Annotated in this window: 14 protein-coding genes; 10 read left to right on the top strand and 4 right to left on the bottom strand. The window is 72.9% G+C overall.

The features are described 5' to 3' along the window. Positions 1-48 precede the first annotated feature (48 nt). The 4 genes from LLG88_10320 to LLG88_10305 all read left to right on the top strand — a co-directional run bounded on the left by LLG88_10320 (position 49) and on the right by LLG88_10305 (position 5,635). A complete protein-coding gene (locus LLG88_10320) occupies positions 49-2,508 on the top strand; it encodes an AAA family ATPase (GenBank protein ID MCE5247299.1) in 2,460 nt (819 codons plus the stop codon). 131 nt (positions 2,509-2,639) lie between these two features. Then, entirely contained in the window at positions 2,640-3,209 is a 570-nt protein-coding gene (locus LLG88_10315; protein MCE5247298.1) for an Lrp/AsnC family transcriptional regulator, read from the top strand. Positions 3,210-3,213: 4 nt separating this feature from the next. Next, positions 3,214-4,557, top strand: a complete 1,344-nt coding sequence (lat, locus tag LLG88_10310) for an L-lysine 6-transaminase (GenBank protein ID MCE5247297.1) — start codon at positions 3,214-3,216, stop codon at positions 4,555-4,557. Between the two features lie 127 nt (positions 4,558-4,684). Next, complete coding sequence (locus LLG88_10305) at positions 4,685-5,635, top strand: lytic transglycosylase domain-containing protein (GenBank protein MCE5247296.1); 951 nt, start codon at positions 4,685-4,687, stop codon at positions 5,633-5,635. A gap of 166 nt (positions 5,636-5,801) precedes the next feature. Here the strand turns inward: LLG88_10305 and LLG88_10300 are convergent, their stop codons facing one another. From LLG88_10300 to LLG88_10290, 3 genes are all read right to left on the bottom strand, one after another. After that, positions 5,802-7,220, bottom strand: a complete 1,419-nt coding sequence (locus LLG88_10300) for a transglycosylase SLT domain-containing protein (GenBank protein ID MCE5247295.1) — start codon at positions 7,218-7,220, stop codon at positions 5,802-5,804. Positions 7,221-7,501: 281 nt separating this feature from the next. Continuing rightward, positions 7,502-8,980 carry a proline--tRNA ligase gene (gene proS / locus LLG88_10295; protein MCE5247294.1) on the bottom strand — a complete coding sequence of 493 codons (1,479 nt, stop codon included), beginning with the start codon at positions 8,978-8,980 and terminating at the stop codon, positions 7,502-7,504. Between the two features lie 157 nt (positions 8,981-9,137). Next, a complete protein-coding gene (locus LLG88_10290) occupies positions 9,138-9,869 on the bottom strand; it encodes a protein-L-isoaspartate(D-aspartate) O-methyltransferase (GenBank protein MCE5247293.1) in 732 nt (243 codons plus the stop codon). A 121-nt stretch (positions 9,870-9,990) separates the two neighbouring features. Here LLG88_10290 and LLG88_10285 point away from each other — a divergent pair, with 121 nt between their 5' ends. Genes LLG88_10285 through queC form a run of 6 tightly spaced genes read left to right on the top strand, consistent with a single transcriptional unit; the run spans position 9,991 to position 15,028 of the window. After that, positions 9,991-10,632, top strand: a complete 642-nt coding sequence (locus tag LLG88_10285; GenBank protein ID MCE5247292.1) for a hypothetical protein — start codon at positions 9,991-9,993, stop codon at positions 10,630-10,632. A 3-nt stretch (positions 10,633-10,635) separates the two neighbouring features. Next, on the top strand, positions 10,636-12,063 hold the full coding sequence (locus LLG88_10280) for a Mur ligase domain-containing protein (GenBank protein MCE5247291.1): 1,428 nt from the start codon (positions 10,636-10,638) through the stop codon (positions 12,061-12,063). Next, positions 12,060-12,698, top strand: a complete 639-nt coding sequence (locus LLG88_10275) for a hypothetical protein (protein ID MCE5247290.1) — start codon at positions 12,060-12,062, stop codon at positions 12,696-12,698. The genes LLG88_10280 and LLG88_10275 overlap by 4 nt, the downstream gene beginning before the upstream one ends. A 4-nt stretch (positions 12,699-12,702) precedes the next feature. After that, positions 12,703-13,656 (top strand): deoxyribonuclease IV, encoded by a 954-nt coding sequence (locus LLG88_10270; protein ID MCE5247289.1) that lies wholly within the window; start codon positions 12,703-12,705, stop codon positions 13,654-13,656. Next, positions 13,653-14,354, top strand: a complete 702-nt coding sequence (locus LLG88_10265) for a 7-carboxy-7-deazaguanine synthase QueE (GenBank protein ID MCE5247288.1) — start codon at positions 13,653-13,655, stop codon at positions 14,352-14,354. Before LLG88_10270 ends, LLG88_10265 begins: the two co-directional genes overlap by 4 nt. Further along, the gene (gene queC, locus LLG88_10260; protein MCE5247287.1) at positions 14,351-15,028 is read left to right on the top strand and encodes a 7-cyano-7-deazaguanine synthase QueC; all 678 of its coding nucleotides are present in this window, start codon (positions 14,351-14,353) and stop codon (positions 15,026-15,028) included. Before LLG88_10265 ends, queC begins: the two co-directional genes overlap by 4 nt. A gap of 18 nt (positions 15,029-15,046) precedes the next feature. On the opposite strand, the gene LLG88_10255 is transcribed toward queC, so the two are convergent. Continuing rightward, complete coding sequence (locus tag LLG88_10255; protein ID MCE5247286.1) at positions 15,047-15,862, bottom strand: SAM-dependent chlorinase/fluorinase; 816 nt, start codon at positions 15,860-15,862, stop codon at positions 15,047-15,049. Between the last annotated feature and the right edge of the window lie 279 nt (positions 15,863-16,141).

The raw sequence follows: 16,141 nt of genomic DNA, 5'->3' as shown, positions 1-16,141 counted from the left end.
CGCGAGCGGGACGGGGCGCCGCGCGGTGGGGTACGATGAACGTCCATCGTGCGAACGATCGTGGAGGGCCGTCCCTTGCCGGAGAACACCGCCTTGCTCGCGCCGCTCGGACCCGACGAACTGGCGTGGCGTTGCCCGTCGGATTGGCTGCAGTTCAAGACCACCGCGGAGATCAAGTCGTTCGAGGACGTGACCGAGCAGCGGGAGGCGGCCGGAGCGCTGCGCCTCGCCCTGCGGATCCGCGCCCGCGGCTACAACGTCTACGTCGCCGGGGCGCCGGGCACCGGCCGCAGCAGCATGGTGCGGCGGATGCTCGAGGTCGAGCGCGAGAACGGCCCGATCCCCTCCGACCTGCTCTACGTGCACAACCTGCAGGATCCGCGCGCGCCGCGGCTGCTGCGCCTGCCTCCGGGAAAGGGCCGGGCGCTCCGCGAGGGGATGGCCGTCGCGGCGGAGAGCTACCGTCAGGGGCTGGCCGCGCTGCGCGCTTCCGGCGCCCATCGTCTGCGGCGGGAACGGGTGGCGCGCCGCCTGCGCGAGCAGCAGGCCAAGCTCGTCGGCGGCTTTCAGGAAGAAGTGCAGAAGCAAGGGTTCACGCTGGTCGAGATCAACCTCGGCGCGACCCGCCGCCACGACGTCGCCCCGCTGGTCGACGGGCAGCCGGCCGGTCTTCCCGAACTGCCGGCGCTGGTGCGCGACGGCAAGCTGACCGCGGCGCAGGCCGAGGAGATGCGGCGGCGTCACTCCGAGCTGGCGGCGGGACTCGTCGCGACGACGACCAAGATGCGCGAGCTGGCGCGCGAGCTCGAGGCGGCGCTGGCCGAGGCCGACCGCGAGGCGGCGCGGCCGCTGGTGGACGGCGCGCTCGACGACGTGCGCGACGCCGTCGAGATGGCCCGCGGGGCCGATCCCGCGCTCGACCAGTACCTCGACGACGTCCGCGGCTTCCTGCTCGACGTCTTCCCGCTTCTCTTCTCGTCCGAGGAAACGCCGGACGGACCCGACGACGGCGTCGGCGATCCGCTCGACGCGCTGCGGGTCAACGTTCTCGTAGACCGCACGGGCCACGCCGGTCGTCCCGTCGTCGAGGAAAGCTCGCCGACCCCGGCGCGCCTTCTGGGGAGCCTCGAGATCCAGCGCGGACCAGACGGGTCGGTGCGCGCCGACATCGAAGGGATCCGCGCCGGCGCGCTGGCGCACGCCGACGGCGGCTTCCTCCTGATCAACGCCCACGACCTCGTGGCCGAGGAAGGGGCGTGGACGGCGCTGCGCCGCGCGCTCCGCACCGGCAAGGTGGCGCCGCTCGTCGGCGGCCCGGGCGAAGGCCCGCCGCCGATGACGCCGGCCGAGATCCCGGTGGACGTCACGGTGATCCTCGTCGGCAGCCCGCTGCTCCGCGACACCTTGGCCCAGGGGGACGAGGAGTTCGGCAAGCTGTTCAAGGTCACCTCGCTGCTCGAGGACCGCGTGCCGTTGACGCGCGACGCCGTGTCGTCGTACGCGGCCTACGTCGCGCGGCTCGTCGAGGAGGAGCGGCTGCCGCCGTTCGACGCGCCGGCGGTCGGGCGGATCGTCGAGTACTTGGTCCGCGTCGCCGGGATGCGCTGCAAGATCTCGACCCGGTTCCGGCTGATGGCCGATCTCGCCCGCGAGGCGAGTTGGCACGCCCGCGAGGCGAACGCCCAGATCGTGGACGCGGCCTGCGTCGAGCGGGCGCTCGCCGCGCGGCGCGCGCGGCAGGGGCTCCTCTCGGCGCGGATCCTCGAGTCGATCGAGGACGGCTCGCTCTTCCTGCAGCTCGACGGGACCCACGTCGGACAGGTCAACGCCCTCGCCGTCGTCGAGACGAGCCTCGAGCGGTTCGGCTACCCGGTCCGCGTGACGGCGACCACCGCCGTCGGCCGCTCCGGCATCATCGACATCGAGCGCGAGGCCGAGCTCTCGGGCGAGATCCACACCAAGGCGTCGCTGATCCTCGCCGGCTACCTGCGCTCGCTCTTCGCGCAGAAGAACCCGCTCTCCGTCACCGCGAGCATCTGCTTCGAGCAGTCGTACGGCGGCGTCGAAGGGGACTCCGCCTCCACCGCCGAGCTGGCCTCGGTCCTCTCCTCGCTCGCCGACGTGCCGCTGCGGCAGGACTTCGCCCTGACCGGCGCCGTGGACCAGCAGGGGAACGTCCTCGCGGTCGGCGGGGTGAACGAGAAGGTCGAGGGGTTCTGGCGCGTCTGCCGCGAGCGGGGCTTCACCGGCGGGCAGGGGGTGCTGCTGCCGGCGGCGTCGGTGCCGACCCTCCAACTCCTCCCCGAAGTCCTCGCCGACGTGCAGGCGGGGCGGTTCGAGGTCCGGCCGGTGCGCAACGTGGACGAGGTCGTCTCGGTCCTCGCCGGGATGCCGCTCGGCCGTCCGGACGCCGCCGGGGACTGGCCGACGGGGACGCTCGGCGAGGTGATCGCCGCCCGGCTGGACGAGATGGCCAAGTCGCTCAAGGAGTTCGGCGGCGCGCTCTGAGGCGCCGGGAATGCCGCGGGGGCGGGGCGAGTCGCCCCGCCCCCGTCGCCTCCGGGGAACGGCGTCCGCTCTCCGGGGCCGTCCTTGAAATTTCACTTGGAATCGGCCCGTCCTTAGAATATTATTCGCGCATGGAAGCCAAAGACGAAACGCTGGCCGCCTCCGGCAGCCACGCCGTCGAACCGCCGCGCCTCGATGCGATGGACCGGCGGATCCTCGACATCCTGCAGCGGGACGCCCGGCGTTCCCGCGCCGAGATCGGGCAGGACGTCGGCCTGTCGGCGGCCGCGGTGCACGAGCGGATCAAGAAGCTCGAGCGTTCCGGCGTCATCAAGGGGTACGCCGCGCTGCTCGATCCGGAGCGGGCGCAGTGCGACCTTCTGGCTTTCGTCGAGGTCTTCATCGACGAGCCCCAGCACGAAGGGGTCTTCCTGCAGGAGGTCGCGCGGATCGGCGAGATCCAGGAATGCCACCGCGTGACCGGCAAGGCGACCTGCATCCTCAAAGTCCGCGTCCGGCACCGCCGCGCGCTGCAACGGCTGATCCTCGACCGGATCAACGCCATTCCCGGCGTGCGCGGCACCGAGACCGTAGTCGTTCTGTCCACAACCAAGGAGACGCCGCACATCCATCTGGCCGGCGAGACGGGCCTGCCGTCGGAACGCCCGGCCGCGGAAGGCGGACGCCCCACAGGAGACTGAAGCCGTGTCTGCACACCGCACCATCGCCCCCGCCGACGTCCTCGACACCATCCGCCGCCGGATGCTCGTCGACGGCTTCGACATCGTGCTCGACCTCGACCGCTCGGAAGGCTGCCGCATGGTGGACGCCCGCGACGGCCGCCGCTATCTCGACTTCTTCTCGTTCTTCGCCTCGAGCCCGCTGGGGATGAACCACCCGGCGATGATGGATCAGGCGTGGCGCGACCGGCTGTCCCGCGTGGCGGTGAACAAGGTCGCCAACAGCGACATCTACACCGACGTCTACGCCGAGTTCGTGGACACGCTCGACCGCGTCGCCCGCCCCGACTACATGAAGTACTTCTTCTTCGTCGACGGCGGCGGCCTCGCCGTGGAGAACGCGCTGAAGGTCTCCTTCGACTGGAAGGTCCGGCGCAACTTCCGCAAGGGCGTCAAGGAAGAGAAGGGCTCGCAGATCATGCACTTCCGGCGCGCCTTCCACGGCCGCACCGGCTACACGATGAGCCTGACCAACACCGACCCGCGCAAGACGATGTACTTCCCGAAGTTCGACTGGCCGCGCCTCGACGCGCCGGCGGTCCAGTTCCCCTTGGACGCCGCCGAGAACGCGCGGCTGGACGCCCTCGAGGCCAAGATCCTGGCCGACGCGCGCGCGGCGTTCGCCGAGCGGGCCGACGAGATCGCGGCGATCATCATCGAGCCGGTGCAGTGCGAAGGCGGCGACCGCCACTTCCGCGCCTCGTTCCTCAAGGGCCTGCGCCGGCTGGCCGACGAGAACGAAGCGCTGCTGATCTTCGACGAAGTGCAGACCGGCGTCGGCATGACCGGCAAGATGTGGTGCCACCAGAACTTCGGCGTCGAGCCGGACATCTTCTCGTTCGCCAAGAAGATGCAGGTCGGCGGAATCATGGTCGGCCCGCGCGTGGACCTCGAGCCGGACAACTGCTTCCACGTCTCGTCCCGCATCAACAGCACCTGGGGCGCCCACCTCGTGGACATGTTCCGCGCGACGCGGATCCTCGAGGTGATCGAGTCCGAGAAGCTGGTCGACAACGCCGCCAAGATGGGCGAGCGCTTCGTCGGCGGCCTCAAGGACCTCTCCCGCCGCCACCCGGTGATCAACAACGTCCGCGGCCTCGGCCTCCTCTCCGCCGTGAGCTGCCCGGACGGCGAGACGCGCGACGCGATCATCTCCGCCTGCCACGCCGAAGGGTTCCTCGCCCTGTCGTGCGGCGTGGACTCGATCCGCTTCCGCCCGCCGCTCACGATCAGCGCCGGCGAAGTGGACGAGGCGCTCGCGATCTTCGACCAGGTCCTGGCGAAGTTCCCGGCCCCGGTGGCCCGCTGAAACTAGTCGTTCCCGGAGAGCGGCGGGCCGCGACGCGGCCCGCCGCTTTTCTTTTCGCCGCGCGGGGCGCGTGGCGCGGCCCCGGGGCGCCGGGCCACAATGCCCCCGACGGGGAAAGGGAGACGCGATGAACAGGATGCGGATCGCGGCGGCGGCGGCCGTCGGCGTGGCGGCCGCGGCGGCCTTCGCGGCGTTCGCGCTGCGCCGCGACGGCACGACCGGCGACGAGTCGGAAGTGGGTCAGTTGCGGCGCGAAGTCGCGGAGCTGCGGGCCAAGCTGGGCGGCGACGTGCGCGGGCTCGCGTCGATCGACCTTCCGGCGAAGATGGACCTCCTCGGCCGGCCGTTCCCGATCGACAGGCCGGAGGTGCGGGAGGCGGTGGCCTACGAGATCGTCCTCACGGTCGGGAAGCCGACGATGCCGCTGCTCTGGATGCGGCGCGCGCCGCTGCTGCTGCCGATGGTCGAGGCGCGGCTGCGCCAGCGCGGCCTGCCGGACGACCTCAAGTACCTCTCGATGATCGAGTCGGACCTGCGCTGGAGCGTCGAATCGCCCGCCGGCGCGCAGGGGCCGTGGCAGTTCATGCCGGCCACCGGGAAGAAGTACGGCCTCAAGATCGACAAGTACCTCGACGAGCGGATGGACCCCGACCGCTCCACCGACGCCGCGCTGACCTACCTCGCCGATCTCCAGCGCCAGTTCGGCGACTGGTACCTCGCGCTGGCCGCCTACAACTACGGCGAGAACGGCGTGGCCAAGGCGATCGCCGAGCAGGGGAAGCGGGACTACTTCGGGCTCTACCTGCCGCTGGAGACGCGGCGCTATCTGCCGCGCCTCGCCGCGGCGAAGCTGGTCTACGAGCAGCCGGAGAAGTACGGCCTGTTCCGCATGGCGCCGCTCTACGTGCCGAAGTACCGCATGGTCGACGTCGACGCCGCGAAGGCGGGGGAGGACCTGAAGGACGTCGCCCGTCGGCGCGGCTTGGACTACGCGCTGCTGAGGATCCACAACCCGCAGCTTCGCGGCCCGGCGCTGCCGGCGGGCCGGACCCGCCTGCGCATCCCCGAAGGCGAGTAGCGGCGGACGCCGGCGGCGTTCCGCCGGAGGCCGCCGAAGAGCGCGGCGCGGCCGGCGCCCCGGCCGACGCGGTGCGGCCCTCGGCCAGGAGGTCGAAGAAGGAAGAAAGGGCCGCCCCGCGGGGCGGCCCTCGTCGTGTCCGGGCAGGTCCTCCGGGCCGCGGACGTCAGCGGGCGAGCATCGCCGCCTTGATCGCCCCGACCCGCCCGCCGCTGTAGGAGCGGAAGATGCGGAGGACCTGGGCGACGTAGCCGCGGGTCAGCACGCCGTGCGTCTGGCCGTGGGTCAGCGTGGCCGCGACCTCGGGCCGGTCCATGATCGGCAGCACTTCCGCCACGCCCCCCTCCCAGCGGTCGGCGTCGAGGCCGCGCGCGGCGGCGAGGCGGCGCGCGTCGTCGAAGTGGCCGAGCCCCATGTTGTAGGCGGCGAGGGTGAAGGCGATCCGGTCCTCCTCGGTCGCGCCGGGCAGGACGTCGTGCAGCCAGCGCAGGATCCGCGCCCCGCCGTCGACGTTTTGCGCGGGGTCTCTCGGGTTGGCGACGCCGAAGGCGCGGGCGGTCTCGGGGAGAAGCTGCATCAAGCCGGTGGCCCCGGCCGGCCCCTGAATCTGCGCGTTGTGGCCGCTCTCGGTCAGCGAGAGCGCGGCGAGCAGCCGCCAGTCGAGCCCGTGCTGCTTGCCGGCGGCGCGGAAGATGCCGTCGAACGGCGAGAGCCCCTGGCCGTCGGGGGCGCGCCAACTGTCGGGCGTCTCGATGTACTGCCGCTGGAGGTCGGCGATCAGGCCGAGCGTCCGCATCTCGTCGAGGACCTTGGCCGTCGTCTTGAGCAGCTGCGGCGAGTTCGGCCGCAGCGCCCAGCGCACCGGCTGCGGCGCGTCGAGCGGCGCGCTCATCTGCATCTCGTCGGCCGTCGCGATCTCCAGCCGCGCCCGGTCCTGGTCCATCACGGCGAGCGGCACGGCGCCGCGGCCGGCGAGCGAGGCGAGTTCCCGGACGCTCGTGGACATCGGGAGCTGGCGGATCGTCAGGTCGCCGCCTAGTCGCTTCTGCCAGCGGAACGCCAGATCCTCGAGGACCGACCCCTTCACGACCGCGACGGTCTTGCCGCGCAGGTCGCCGAAGCTGCGGATCGCCGCCGCGCCGCGGCCGTAGAGCACGGGCGGGGTCGTCTCGAAGCTCCCCGTCCAGGCCGCGGGAACCCCGTCCGCCTTCGGCCCGGAGTCGATCAGGGCGAGGATGTCGGCCTCTCCGCGCAGGACGTCGAGCAGGCCGGCGGTCGCGTTGCGGGCGACGACCGTTTCGACGCGCATCCCGAGCCGGCGGGCGACGCGCAGGCCGATGTCGTAGGCGAGGCCGGACGGTTCGCCCTCCTCGACCCGGTAGGCCAGGTCGTCGGGGCACACTTCGATCTTCAGAACGCCGCGTTCGACGATCTCGTTGAGGTCTCTCTCCGCGGGCTGGATCTTCGCCGCGGCGGCCGCCGCCGGTGGTTCCAGCGCCAAGAGGCCGTGCAGCGAGAGCAGCGCGGCGGCGCTGGCGACGACGGTGAGGCAGGCGAGCGCGAGCTTGCGCTTGGCGACGCCCATGTGTGGTCCTCCGGGTCCGGCGGCTTGCGGCTTGAAACGCCGCGTCCTGCGCGAAACGCAGGAGGGAACCGAACGGACCGTCCGCCCGGCGCGCCGGATCGAGGGCGCCGCTTGTTGCAACAAGAACCGCGACGCCTCGGCTATTTGACACAAAGGAGGCGGGGAGCGCAACCGGAGCGCTTACGGGGCCTCCGCGCTCTGTTTGGCCGCGCCGCCCCGCGGACGACGACGCCCGCCGGTTCCGGTCGGCGGAACGGGCGGGCGTCGAGGTGGTTTCGGACTCAGTAGGCGCGGGCGAAATGGACCCGCTTCGCGGCCGGCGCGCCGCAGAGGACGCACGGGCCGGGGTCGTCCGGCTCGTCGAACGGCAACACGCGGATCGTCGCCTTGGTGTCTTCCTTGATCCGCGCCTCGCAGCCGGCGTCGCCGCAGTGGCGCGCCCGCAGGAAGCCCCCTTCCTCGATCTTCTGTTGGAAGGCGGCCCAGTCGTCCACGACGTAGGTCATCGCCTCGCGGCGGGCCTTCGCCGTCTCGAACAGCTGGCGCTGGATCTTCTCGAGCAGCTCCGGCACGGCGGTCGCCGCGGCGTCGCGGCCGACCGCCGTCTTGGAGCGGTCGAGGCGGGAGACCGCCATCACCTGGCCCGACTCGAGGTCGCGCGGCCCGAGCTCGAGGCGCAGCGGCACCCCCTTGAGTTCCCACTCCGCGTACTTGAAGCCGGGGTTGACGTTGTCGCGGTCGTCCACGGCGACGGAGACCCCCGCCTTCCGCAGCGCCTCGGCGAGATCCTTGGCCGCCGCGGTGGTCGCGGCCTGCTGGTCGGCGTTGCGCCAGATCGGCACCACGACGACCTGGATCGGCGCGAGACGGGGCGGCAGCACGAGGCCGTTGTCGTCGGCGTGGCTCATCACCAGCGCGCCGACGAGGCGGGTCGAGACGCCCCACGAGGTGTTCCAGACGTACTCCCAGTCGCCGGCGACGGTCTGGTACTTGACGTCGAACGGCTTGGAGAAGTTTTGGCCGAGGTCGTGCGACGTGCCGGCCTGCAGCGCCTTGCCGTCCTGCATCAGCGCCTCGATGCAGTAAGTCGTCAGCGCGCCGGCGAACTTCTCGCTGTCGGTCTTGCGGCCGGTCAGGACCGGGACCGCCATGTAGTCCTCGGCGAAGGTGCGGTAGACCTCGAGCATCCGCCGCGCTTCCTGCTCCGCTTCCTCGTGGGTCGCGTGGGCGGTGTGCCCCTCTTGCCACAGGAACTCGGCGGTGCGCAGGAAGAGACGGGTCCGCATCTCCCAGCGGACGACGTTGGCCCACTGGTTGATCAGCAGCGGCAGGTCGCGCCAGGACTGCACCCACTTGCCGTACATGTGGTAGATGATCGTCTCCGACGTCGGCCGGATGATCAGCTCTTCCTCGAGCTTGCTCTCCGGATCGGGGACGACGGCGTTCAGCCCCTTCTCCCCGGTCGCCTTGAGGCGCGTGTGGGTGACGATCGCGCACTCCTTGGCGAACCCTTCGACGTGCTCCGCCTCGCGGGCGAAGAACGACTTGGGGATAAAGATCGGGAAGTAGGCGTTGACGTGCCCGGTCTCCTTGAACATCCGGTCGAGCACGACCTTCATGTTGTCCCAGAGGGCGAAGCCGTGCGGACGGATGACCATGCAGCCCTTGACGGGGCTGTAGTCGGCGAGCTGGCTCTTGGTGACGACGTCGGTGTACCAGCGGGAGTAGTCGGTCGCCCGCGGGGTGATTTCCTTGGCCACGGCGCTTTCCACCTTTCTGAACGGCGGTTTCTTCCGCCAAAAACGGGGCAGTGTAACCCCGATCCGCGACGGCCCGCGAAAGGCCGGAGACGGCCTGCGGCGCGGGCGCGGAACGGCGGGGCGAGGGGGGGCGGGCGACGAGCGCCCGGCCCCGCGGCTACGGTCGGCGCTGGGCCTCGCCGGTCATCGGGACGAACCGCACGCCCCCCGCCGACCAGCGGCGGATCGTGCCGTCCTTGCCCCGTTCGATGACCAAGAGCTCCTGGCTGCCGCCGCCGACCGGGATGACGAGCCGGCCGCCGGGGGCGAGCTGCTCGACCAGCGGCGCGGGGACTTCGGTCGGGGCCGCGGCGACGATGATCACGTCGAACGGCGCGGCCTCGGGCCAGCCGCGGTAGCCGTCGCCGCAGCGGCCGACGACGTTGGTGTAGCCGAGCCGCTCGAGGCGCGCTTCCGCCTCGGCCGCGAGGTCGCAGAGGATCTCGATCGAGTAGACCTTGGAGCAGGTCTCGGCGAGGACGGCGGCCTGATAGCCGGAGCCGGTGCCGACGTCGAGGGCCTTCTTCCCCGGGCCGGCCTGCGCGAGCTGGGTCATGAGCGCGACGATGTACGGCTGGCTGATCGTCTGCTCGTGGCCGATCGGCAGCGGCGTGTCCTCGTAGGCCAGACGGAGTTGCTCGGCGGGGACGAAGAGATGCCGCGGCACCTTGCCCATCGCGGCGAGCGTGCGCTGGTCGACGATGTCGCGCGCGACGAGCTGCGTCCGCACCATCCGCTCCCGATCCTTGGCGAAGCGGGCTTCGTCCCCCGCGCCGCTCGGCAGCGCGCAGGCGGCGAAGAAGGGGGTGACCGCGAGGACGAGCAGCGCCCAGAACGTCGCGCCGAACATGGACCGTTCCTCCGGCCCCAATCGTACCGCGGGGCGCGGGGCGCGGGGCGCTTGGGCCGGTGCTAATCTGGCGCCCGGCGGCGGCCCGGACGCCCGCCGGGAGGGACGGACGATGCGGCGCGTGGCGAGTCTGGCGACGGCCTTGACGGCGCTCTTGGCGGCGTTCTGCGCGGGTTGCGGCTTCGAGGGGGCGACCAAGCAGGAGCTGATGACGAACGCGGGATGCTGGTTCACCGGCGTCACCGAGCTCAACTACGAGTTCCTCGCCAAGTACGACGCGAACGCCCCCGCTCCCGGCACGCCGGAGTTCGCGGTCTGGAAGGCGCGCGTGCGGCAGGCGGTCGAGGCGTACGAGCAGGAGAAGCTGTCCGGCAAGTGGACGCCCGACTCGATCGGCTACGGGATGGTCCGCGCGCTCAACGTCGGGCGGAACCCCGGCACCTACTGGGGCGCGCCGTCGCAGGGCGGCACGACCGACGAGCCGACGCTGGTCGTGCAGCCGTCGTTCGGCTACGACGAGATCAACGAGCAGCACTACCCCAAGGGCACGGCGCTCTACCTCCAAGGGTATCCGGTCGGCACGACCTACCGCGTCGAGATCGGCGGCGAGAAGAAGACGATCGACATCCTCGACCAGCTGCAGCTCAAGATCCGGTTCCGCCGCGCCAAGACGCCGGTCAAGGACGGGCCGAAGTACCAGGTCGTCGGCTGGGAACTGATCGACGGAACCGCCAAGCACCGCACGGTGCAGTGGACGTACTGAGCGATGGGACTCTGGCCGGCGCCGTGGCCTCGTTCGGCGCACTTCATCGGCGTCGGCGGCGTGGCGATGTCCGCGCTGGCGACGGTGCTCAAGGCGCGCGGCGTGGACGTGCGCGGCTCGGACCGCGCGCTCTACCCGCCGGCGTCGGACGTGCTCGCCGCGGCGGGGATCGAGCTGCGCACGCCGTTCGCCGCCGCGAATCTCGATCCGGCGCCCGATCTCGTCGTCGTCGGCAACGCCGTTTCGCGCGGCAACCCGGAGCTCGAGCGGGCGCTCGACGAGCGGCTGCCGCTCGCCGCGATGGCCGAGGTGATCGAGCGGCTGCTCGTCCCGGGCAAGCGGGTCGTGGCGGTCGCCGGCACGCACGGCAAGACGACGACCAGCAGCGTCGTCGCCTTCCTGCTCGACGCCGCGGGACGCGATCCGTCGTTCATCGTCGGCGGCGCGCCGGGAAACTTCGCGTCGGGCGGACGGCTCGGCGCCGGCCCGGAGTTGGTCCTCGAGGCGGACGAGTACGACACCGCCTTCTTCGACAAGGGGCCGAAGTTCCTCCACTACTGGCCGGAGGTCGCGGTGCTCGGCCCGGTCGAGTTCGACCACGCCGACATCTACGACGACGAGGCCGCCGTGCTGCGGGCCTTCTCGTGGTTCGTGCGGCTCGTGCCGGCGGGCGGGACGCTCGTCGTGCACGGCGACGATCCGCGCGCCGCGCGGCTCGCCGACGCGGCGCGCTGCCGCGTCGTGCGGGTCGGCCTCGGCGAAGGCGCCGCGCTGCGCGCCGAGGGGCTCGTCGAGGACGAGGCGGGGCAGACGTTCCGCGTCGTCGCCGACGGGCGCGAGGCCGGAACGGCCCGCTTCGCCCTCTGGGGCGCGCACAACGCGCGCAACGCGCTCGCCGCCCTCGCGGCGGCCGCGGCCGCCGGCGCGCCGCTCGAGGAGGCGGCGCGTTCGCTCGCCGGGTTCCGTCCGCCGCGGCGCCGCCTCGAACTGATCGGCCGGGCCGACGGGGCCGCGGTCTACGACGACTTCGCCCACCATCCGACGGCGATCGCGGCGACGCTCGCCGCGCTGCGGCGGCGCACCCCGGCGACGGGACGTCTCGTCGCCTGCGTCGAACCGCGCTCGAACACGATGGTCCGTTCGTTCTTCCAGGAGCGGCTCGTGGACGCCCTCGCCGCGGCCGACGTCGTCTACCTCGGCGCGGTCGATCGGCCGGAGCGGTTCGGCGACGGCGAGCGGCTCGACGTCGCGCGCCTCGCCGCGGAGCTCGGCGCGCGGGGCGTGGCGGCCGCGGGGCCGCTGGCGCCGGCCGAGATCGCGGAGCGCGTGCTGCGCGACCTGCGCCCCGGCGACCGCGTGGCGCTGATGTCGAACGGCGCCTTCGGTGGCCTCGCCGGAACGCTGCGGGCGCGCATGGGGGGCGTCGCGTGAGCGGGGCGCGCCGATCGAGCCTCGCGCTCGCGCCGAGGGCGGGGTTCGACGAACTCCTCGCGGCCTGCGCCGAGGCGCCGGGACGTCGCCGGCGGCGCGCGCTCGCACGTCTTTCGGACGACGCCGCGCTCGTCGAGGCGGCGGTCGCGGAGTTGGCCGAGTGGCCCGCCGCGCGCTGCGCGGCCGTGGACGAGGCGTGCGGGGTCGTTTCCGGCCGCTGCGGCGCGGGCGGCGCCTGCGCGGTCGAAGAGGTTTGCCCGCTCGCCGCGGAAGGGACGCTCGGCGGCGGCGCGGCGGCGCGTCTGATCGGCGCGGCCGCGGCGCGGCTGCGGATCGAGGCGCCGGCGGCGCCGTGCGCGCGGCTCGAGGAACTGCGGTCGCTCGTCGAACGTCTGCTCGCGCGCGACGGGCGCGCCGCGGCGCGCCGCGGCGAGGCGCTCGCCGCGCTCGATCTGGCGCTCGCGCGCGGCGGCCTGTTCGGCGCGACCGGGCCGTTCCTGCGCGGCGCCGAGATGGAACGGGTCGCCGCCTTCACGCCGCCGGGATGCGGCCGCGGCGACGCCCTCCTCGCGCCGGTCGAGGCGTGGATCCGCCGCGCGGCGATCATGGACGCGGCGCTCGTCGAGCTGCGGTGACCCGATGGCGCCCCGCTTCGGTTCGCACATGTCGATCGCCGGCGGCCTCCACTTGGCCGTCCTGCGGGCGCGCGCCGTCGGCGGCGAGGCGCTGCAGCTCTTCACGAAGTCGTCGAACCAATGGGCCGCCCGCCCCCTCGCCGCGGAGGACGCGCTCGCCTTCCGCGCGGCGGCGGCCGCGGCGCGCTTCGCGCCGGTCCTGGCGCACGACTCCTACCTGATCAACGTCGCGTCGCCGGACGACGACCTGCGGCGCCGCTCGCTCGACGCGCTGGAGGAGGAGTTCGTCCGCTGCGCGGCGCTCGGCGTGCCGTACTTGGTGATGCACCCCGGAGCCCACGTCGGCGCGGGGGAGGAGGCGGGGATCGCCGCCGTGGCCGAGGCGCTCGACGAGCTGCACCGCCGGCGCGGGCCGGACGTGATGGTCCTGCTCGAGAACACGGCGGGGCAGGGGACGACGCTCGGCCGGACGTTCGAGCAGCTCGCCGCGATCCGCGGCCGGCTCGAGGCGCCGGAGCGGGTCGGCGTCTGCTTCGACACGGCGCACGCCTTCGCCGCCGGCTACGACCTCGCGACGGACGAGGGTTGGGAGCGGACGTGGCGCGCCTTCGCCGCGGTCGTCGGACTCGAACGGCCGCACGCGCTCCACGTCAACGATTCGAAGAGGGGGCTCGGCTCGCGCGTCGATCGCCACGAGCAGATCGGCCTCGGCGAGCTCGGGCCTTCCGCCTTCTGGCGGCTGGCCAACGACCCGCGCTTCGACGGTCTGCCCGCCGTGCTGGAAACGGAAAAGGAAGAAGACCTCGCCGACGACGCGCGGAACCTCTTCGTGCTGCGCCGCCTCGGCGGCCTCGCGGCGCCTCCGTCGCGGGCCGCCGTCGAATCGTGGCGCGCCGAAGCGCCGCTCCCCGAAGCTGTTCCGGGGGCGTCGAAGCGCGGCGCGAAGGGACGGCGGTGAGCGTCGGGGAGGCGCGCCGCGCGCGGCTGGCGGAGCCGTGGAAAAGCGCCCGTTTCCGCCGTTTGCGCGTCGCCGAGCTCTTTCTTTCGCTGCAGGGGGAGGGGAGCCGCGCCGGCCTGCCGACCGTCTTTCTGCGCCTCACCGGCTGCGCGTTGCGCTGCCGCTGGTGCGACACCTCGTGGGCGTTTCGCGAAGGGACGTGGCGGACGCTCGACGAGCTGCGCGGCGCGATCGCGGCCTACGGCGTTCCCCGTCTCTGCCTGACCGGCGGCGAGCCGCTGCTCCAGCCGTCGTTCGCGCCGCTGGTCCGCCGGCTGCTCGCCGACGGCTTCGACGTCGCCGTCGAGACCGGCGGCGACCGGAACATCGACGACGTGCCGGAAGGCGCGGCGCGGATCGTGGACGTGAAGCTGCCCGGCTCGCGGATGGACGGGCGGATGGACGCGGCGAACTTGGCGCGGCTGCGGTCCGGCGACGAGGTGAAGTTCGTCGTCTCCGGCCGCGCCGACTACGAACGGGCGCGGGAGATCGCGCGCGGCCCGTTGGCCGCGTTCCGCGGCGAGATCCTCTTCGGCGCGGTGCACGGCGAACTCGCCCCGGCCGACCTCGCGGAGTGGATTCTCGAAGACCGTCTGCCGGCGCGGATGCAGCTGCAGATGCACAAGCTTCTTTGGCCGGGCGAGGAGAGAGGCGTATGAGCGCGGCGCCGGGCGCGGTGGTCCTGGTTTCCGGCGGGATGGACTCCGCCGTGACGGCGGCGATCGCGCGGCTCGGCCACGAGATCGCGCTGCTGCACGCGACGTACGGCCAAAGGACCGCGGCGCGCGAGCGGCGCGCCTTCGAGGCCCTGGCCGACGCCTTCGGCGTTCCTCCCGCGCGGCGGCGGACGCTCGATCTCGCCTTCCTCGCCGCGATCGGCGGCTCCGCCCTCACCGACTCCACGATCGCCGTTCCGGAGACCGAGCCGGGAAGCGGCGGCGTGCCGATCACCTACGTTCCGTTCCGCAACGCGCAGCTCCTGGCCGCGGCGGTGGCGTGGGCGGAGGTGCTCGACGCGCGCGCCGTCTTCATCGGCGCGGTCGAGGAGGACAGCTCCGGCTATCCCGACTGCCGGCAGTCGTTCCTCGAGGCGTTCGAGCGCGCCGCCCGCCTCGGGACGCGCGACGGCTCGATCCGCGTCGTCGCCCCGCTGCTGCACCTGACGAAAGGGGAGATCGTGCGGCGCGGCCTCCAGCTCGGCGTGCCGTTCGAACTCACGTGGTCCTGCTATCAGGGAACGGAGGAAGCCTGCGGCCGCTGCGAGTCGTGCCGCCTGCGCCTCAAGGGGTTCGCCGAGGCGGGCGCGCGCGATCCGATTCCGTACGCGCGCTGACCCGCCGCGGCGCTTCGCTCACGAGGAGGCGCGGTCCTTCAGGACCAGCGGAAAACGGAGCTCCGTTCCGGCGACGATGCCGAGCCGCTCCGCCGCCGAGCGGCGGTCCATCGCCAGTTCCAGCCGGCCCGACGAACCCCAGAGGAAGAACGGACCGTCCTTCGGCCCCTCGCTGTAGGTCCGCACGCAGCGCGCCGGGCCGTGTCCAGGAACCTCGATTCCCGACGCGCCGGTCCCCTCGAGCAGCGCGCGCAGCTCCGGGCCCTTCACGTGCATCGTCACGTTGCCGAACGAATCGACGTGCAGCGCCTGCAGGACGAGTTCGTTCCCTTCGACGTGCGGCTCGGCGAGCGGCAGGCGGACCGGATCGACGATCGCCGCGCCGACCTTCTCGAACGGGAGGCCGGAGGCGAGAACGCCCGCGACGGGGGCGAAGAGGTCCCGTCCGTGGAACGTCGGGCTGACCGGGCCGAGGTTGAACAGCTCCGGGTCGATCTCGCGCCAATCGCGGATCTCGCCGTCATCCTCGAGCAACGTGAAGATCCCGTTGTCCGGGCCGATGTAGACCCGCCCGCGGCCGCGGGCGGCGATCGCCCGCCGCGGGCCGCCGACGCCGGGGTCCACGACGGCGAGGAAGATCGTGCCCCACGGGAAGTACGGCGCCGCCGCGGCGAGGACGAACGAGGCGGCGAGGATGTCGTGCGGCGGAACCGAGTGGGTCACGTCCACGAGGTGCGCGTCGCGGCAGCGCTGGAGAACCGCCCCGCGCAGCGCGCCGATGTACGGCCCGCCCCGGCCGAAGTCGGTCAAGAGAGCGATCAGCGGCACGGACATCTTCGCCTCCTTCCCGCGCGCTCCGGCGGGCGGAGCGCGATCCTCCGCCGCGGCGCCGCCCTTCAAGGATACGCGCGCGCCGTTTGACCGGCGGCGCGCCGCGCGGGGAAGATGCGCGCATGAACTCTCGCTCGGCTCTTCGTCTTCGCGCTCTTGAGGCGGCGTTGATCGCGCTCGCCGTTCTCGCGGCCGGCGTCCGGCCGCTCGCCGCCGCGCCGCGCCTGCGTCCCGCGCGCGCCGTCGGCGCGCCGCTCGGTTCCGGCGCCGCGGCGTGGCCCG

It is taken from the genome of bacterium (genome assembly GCA_021372775.1).
Classification (GTDB): Bacteria; Acidobacteriota; Polarisedimenticolia; order J045; family J045; genus JAJFTU01.
The sequence above is the reverse complement of the archived record's forward strand: the minus strand, read 5'-3'. Positions and strand labels throughout refer to the sequence as shown.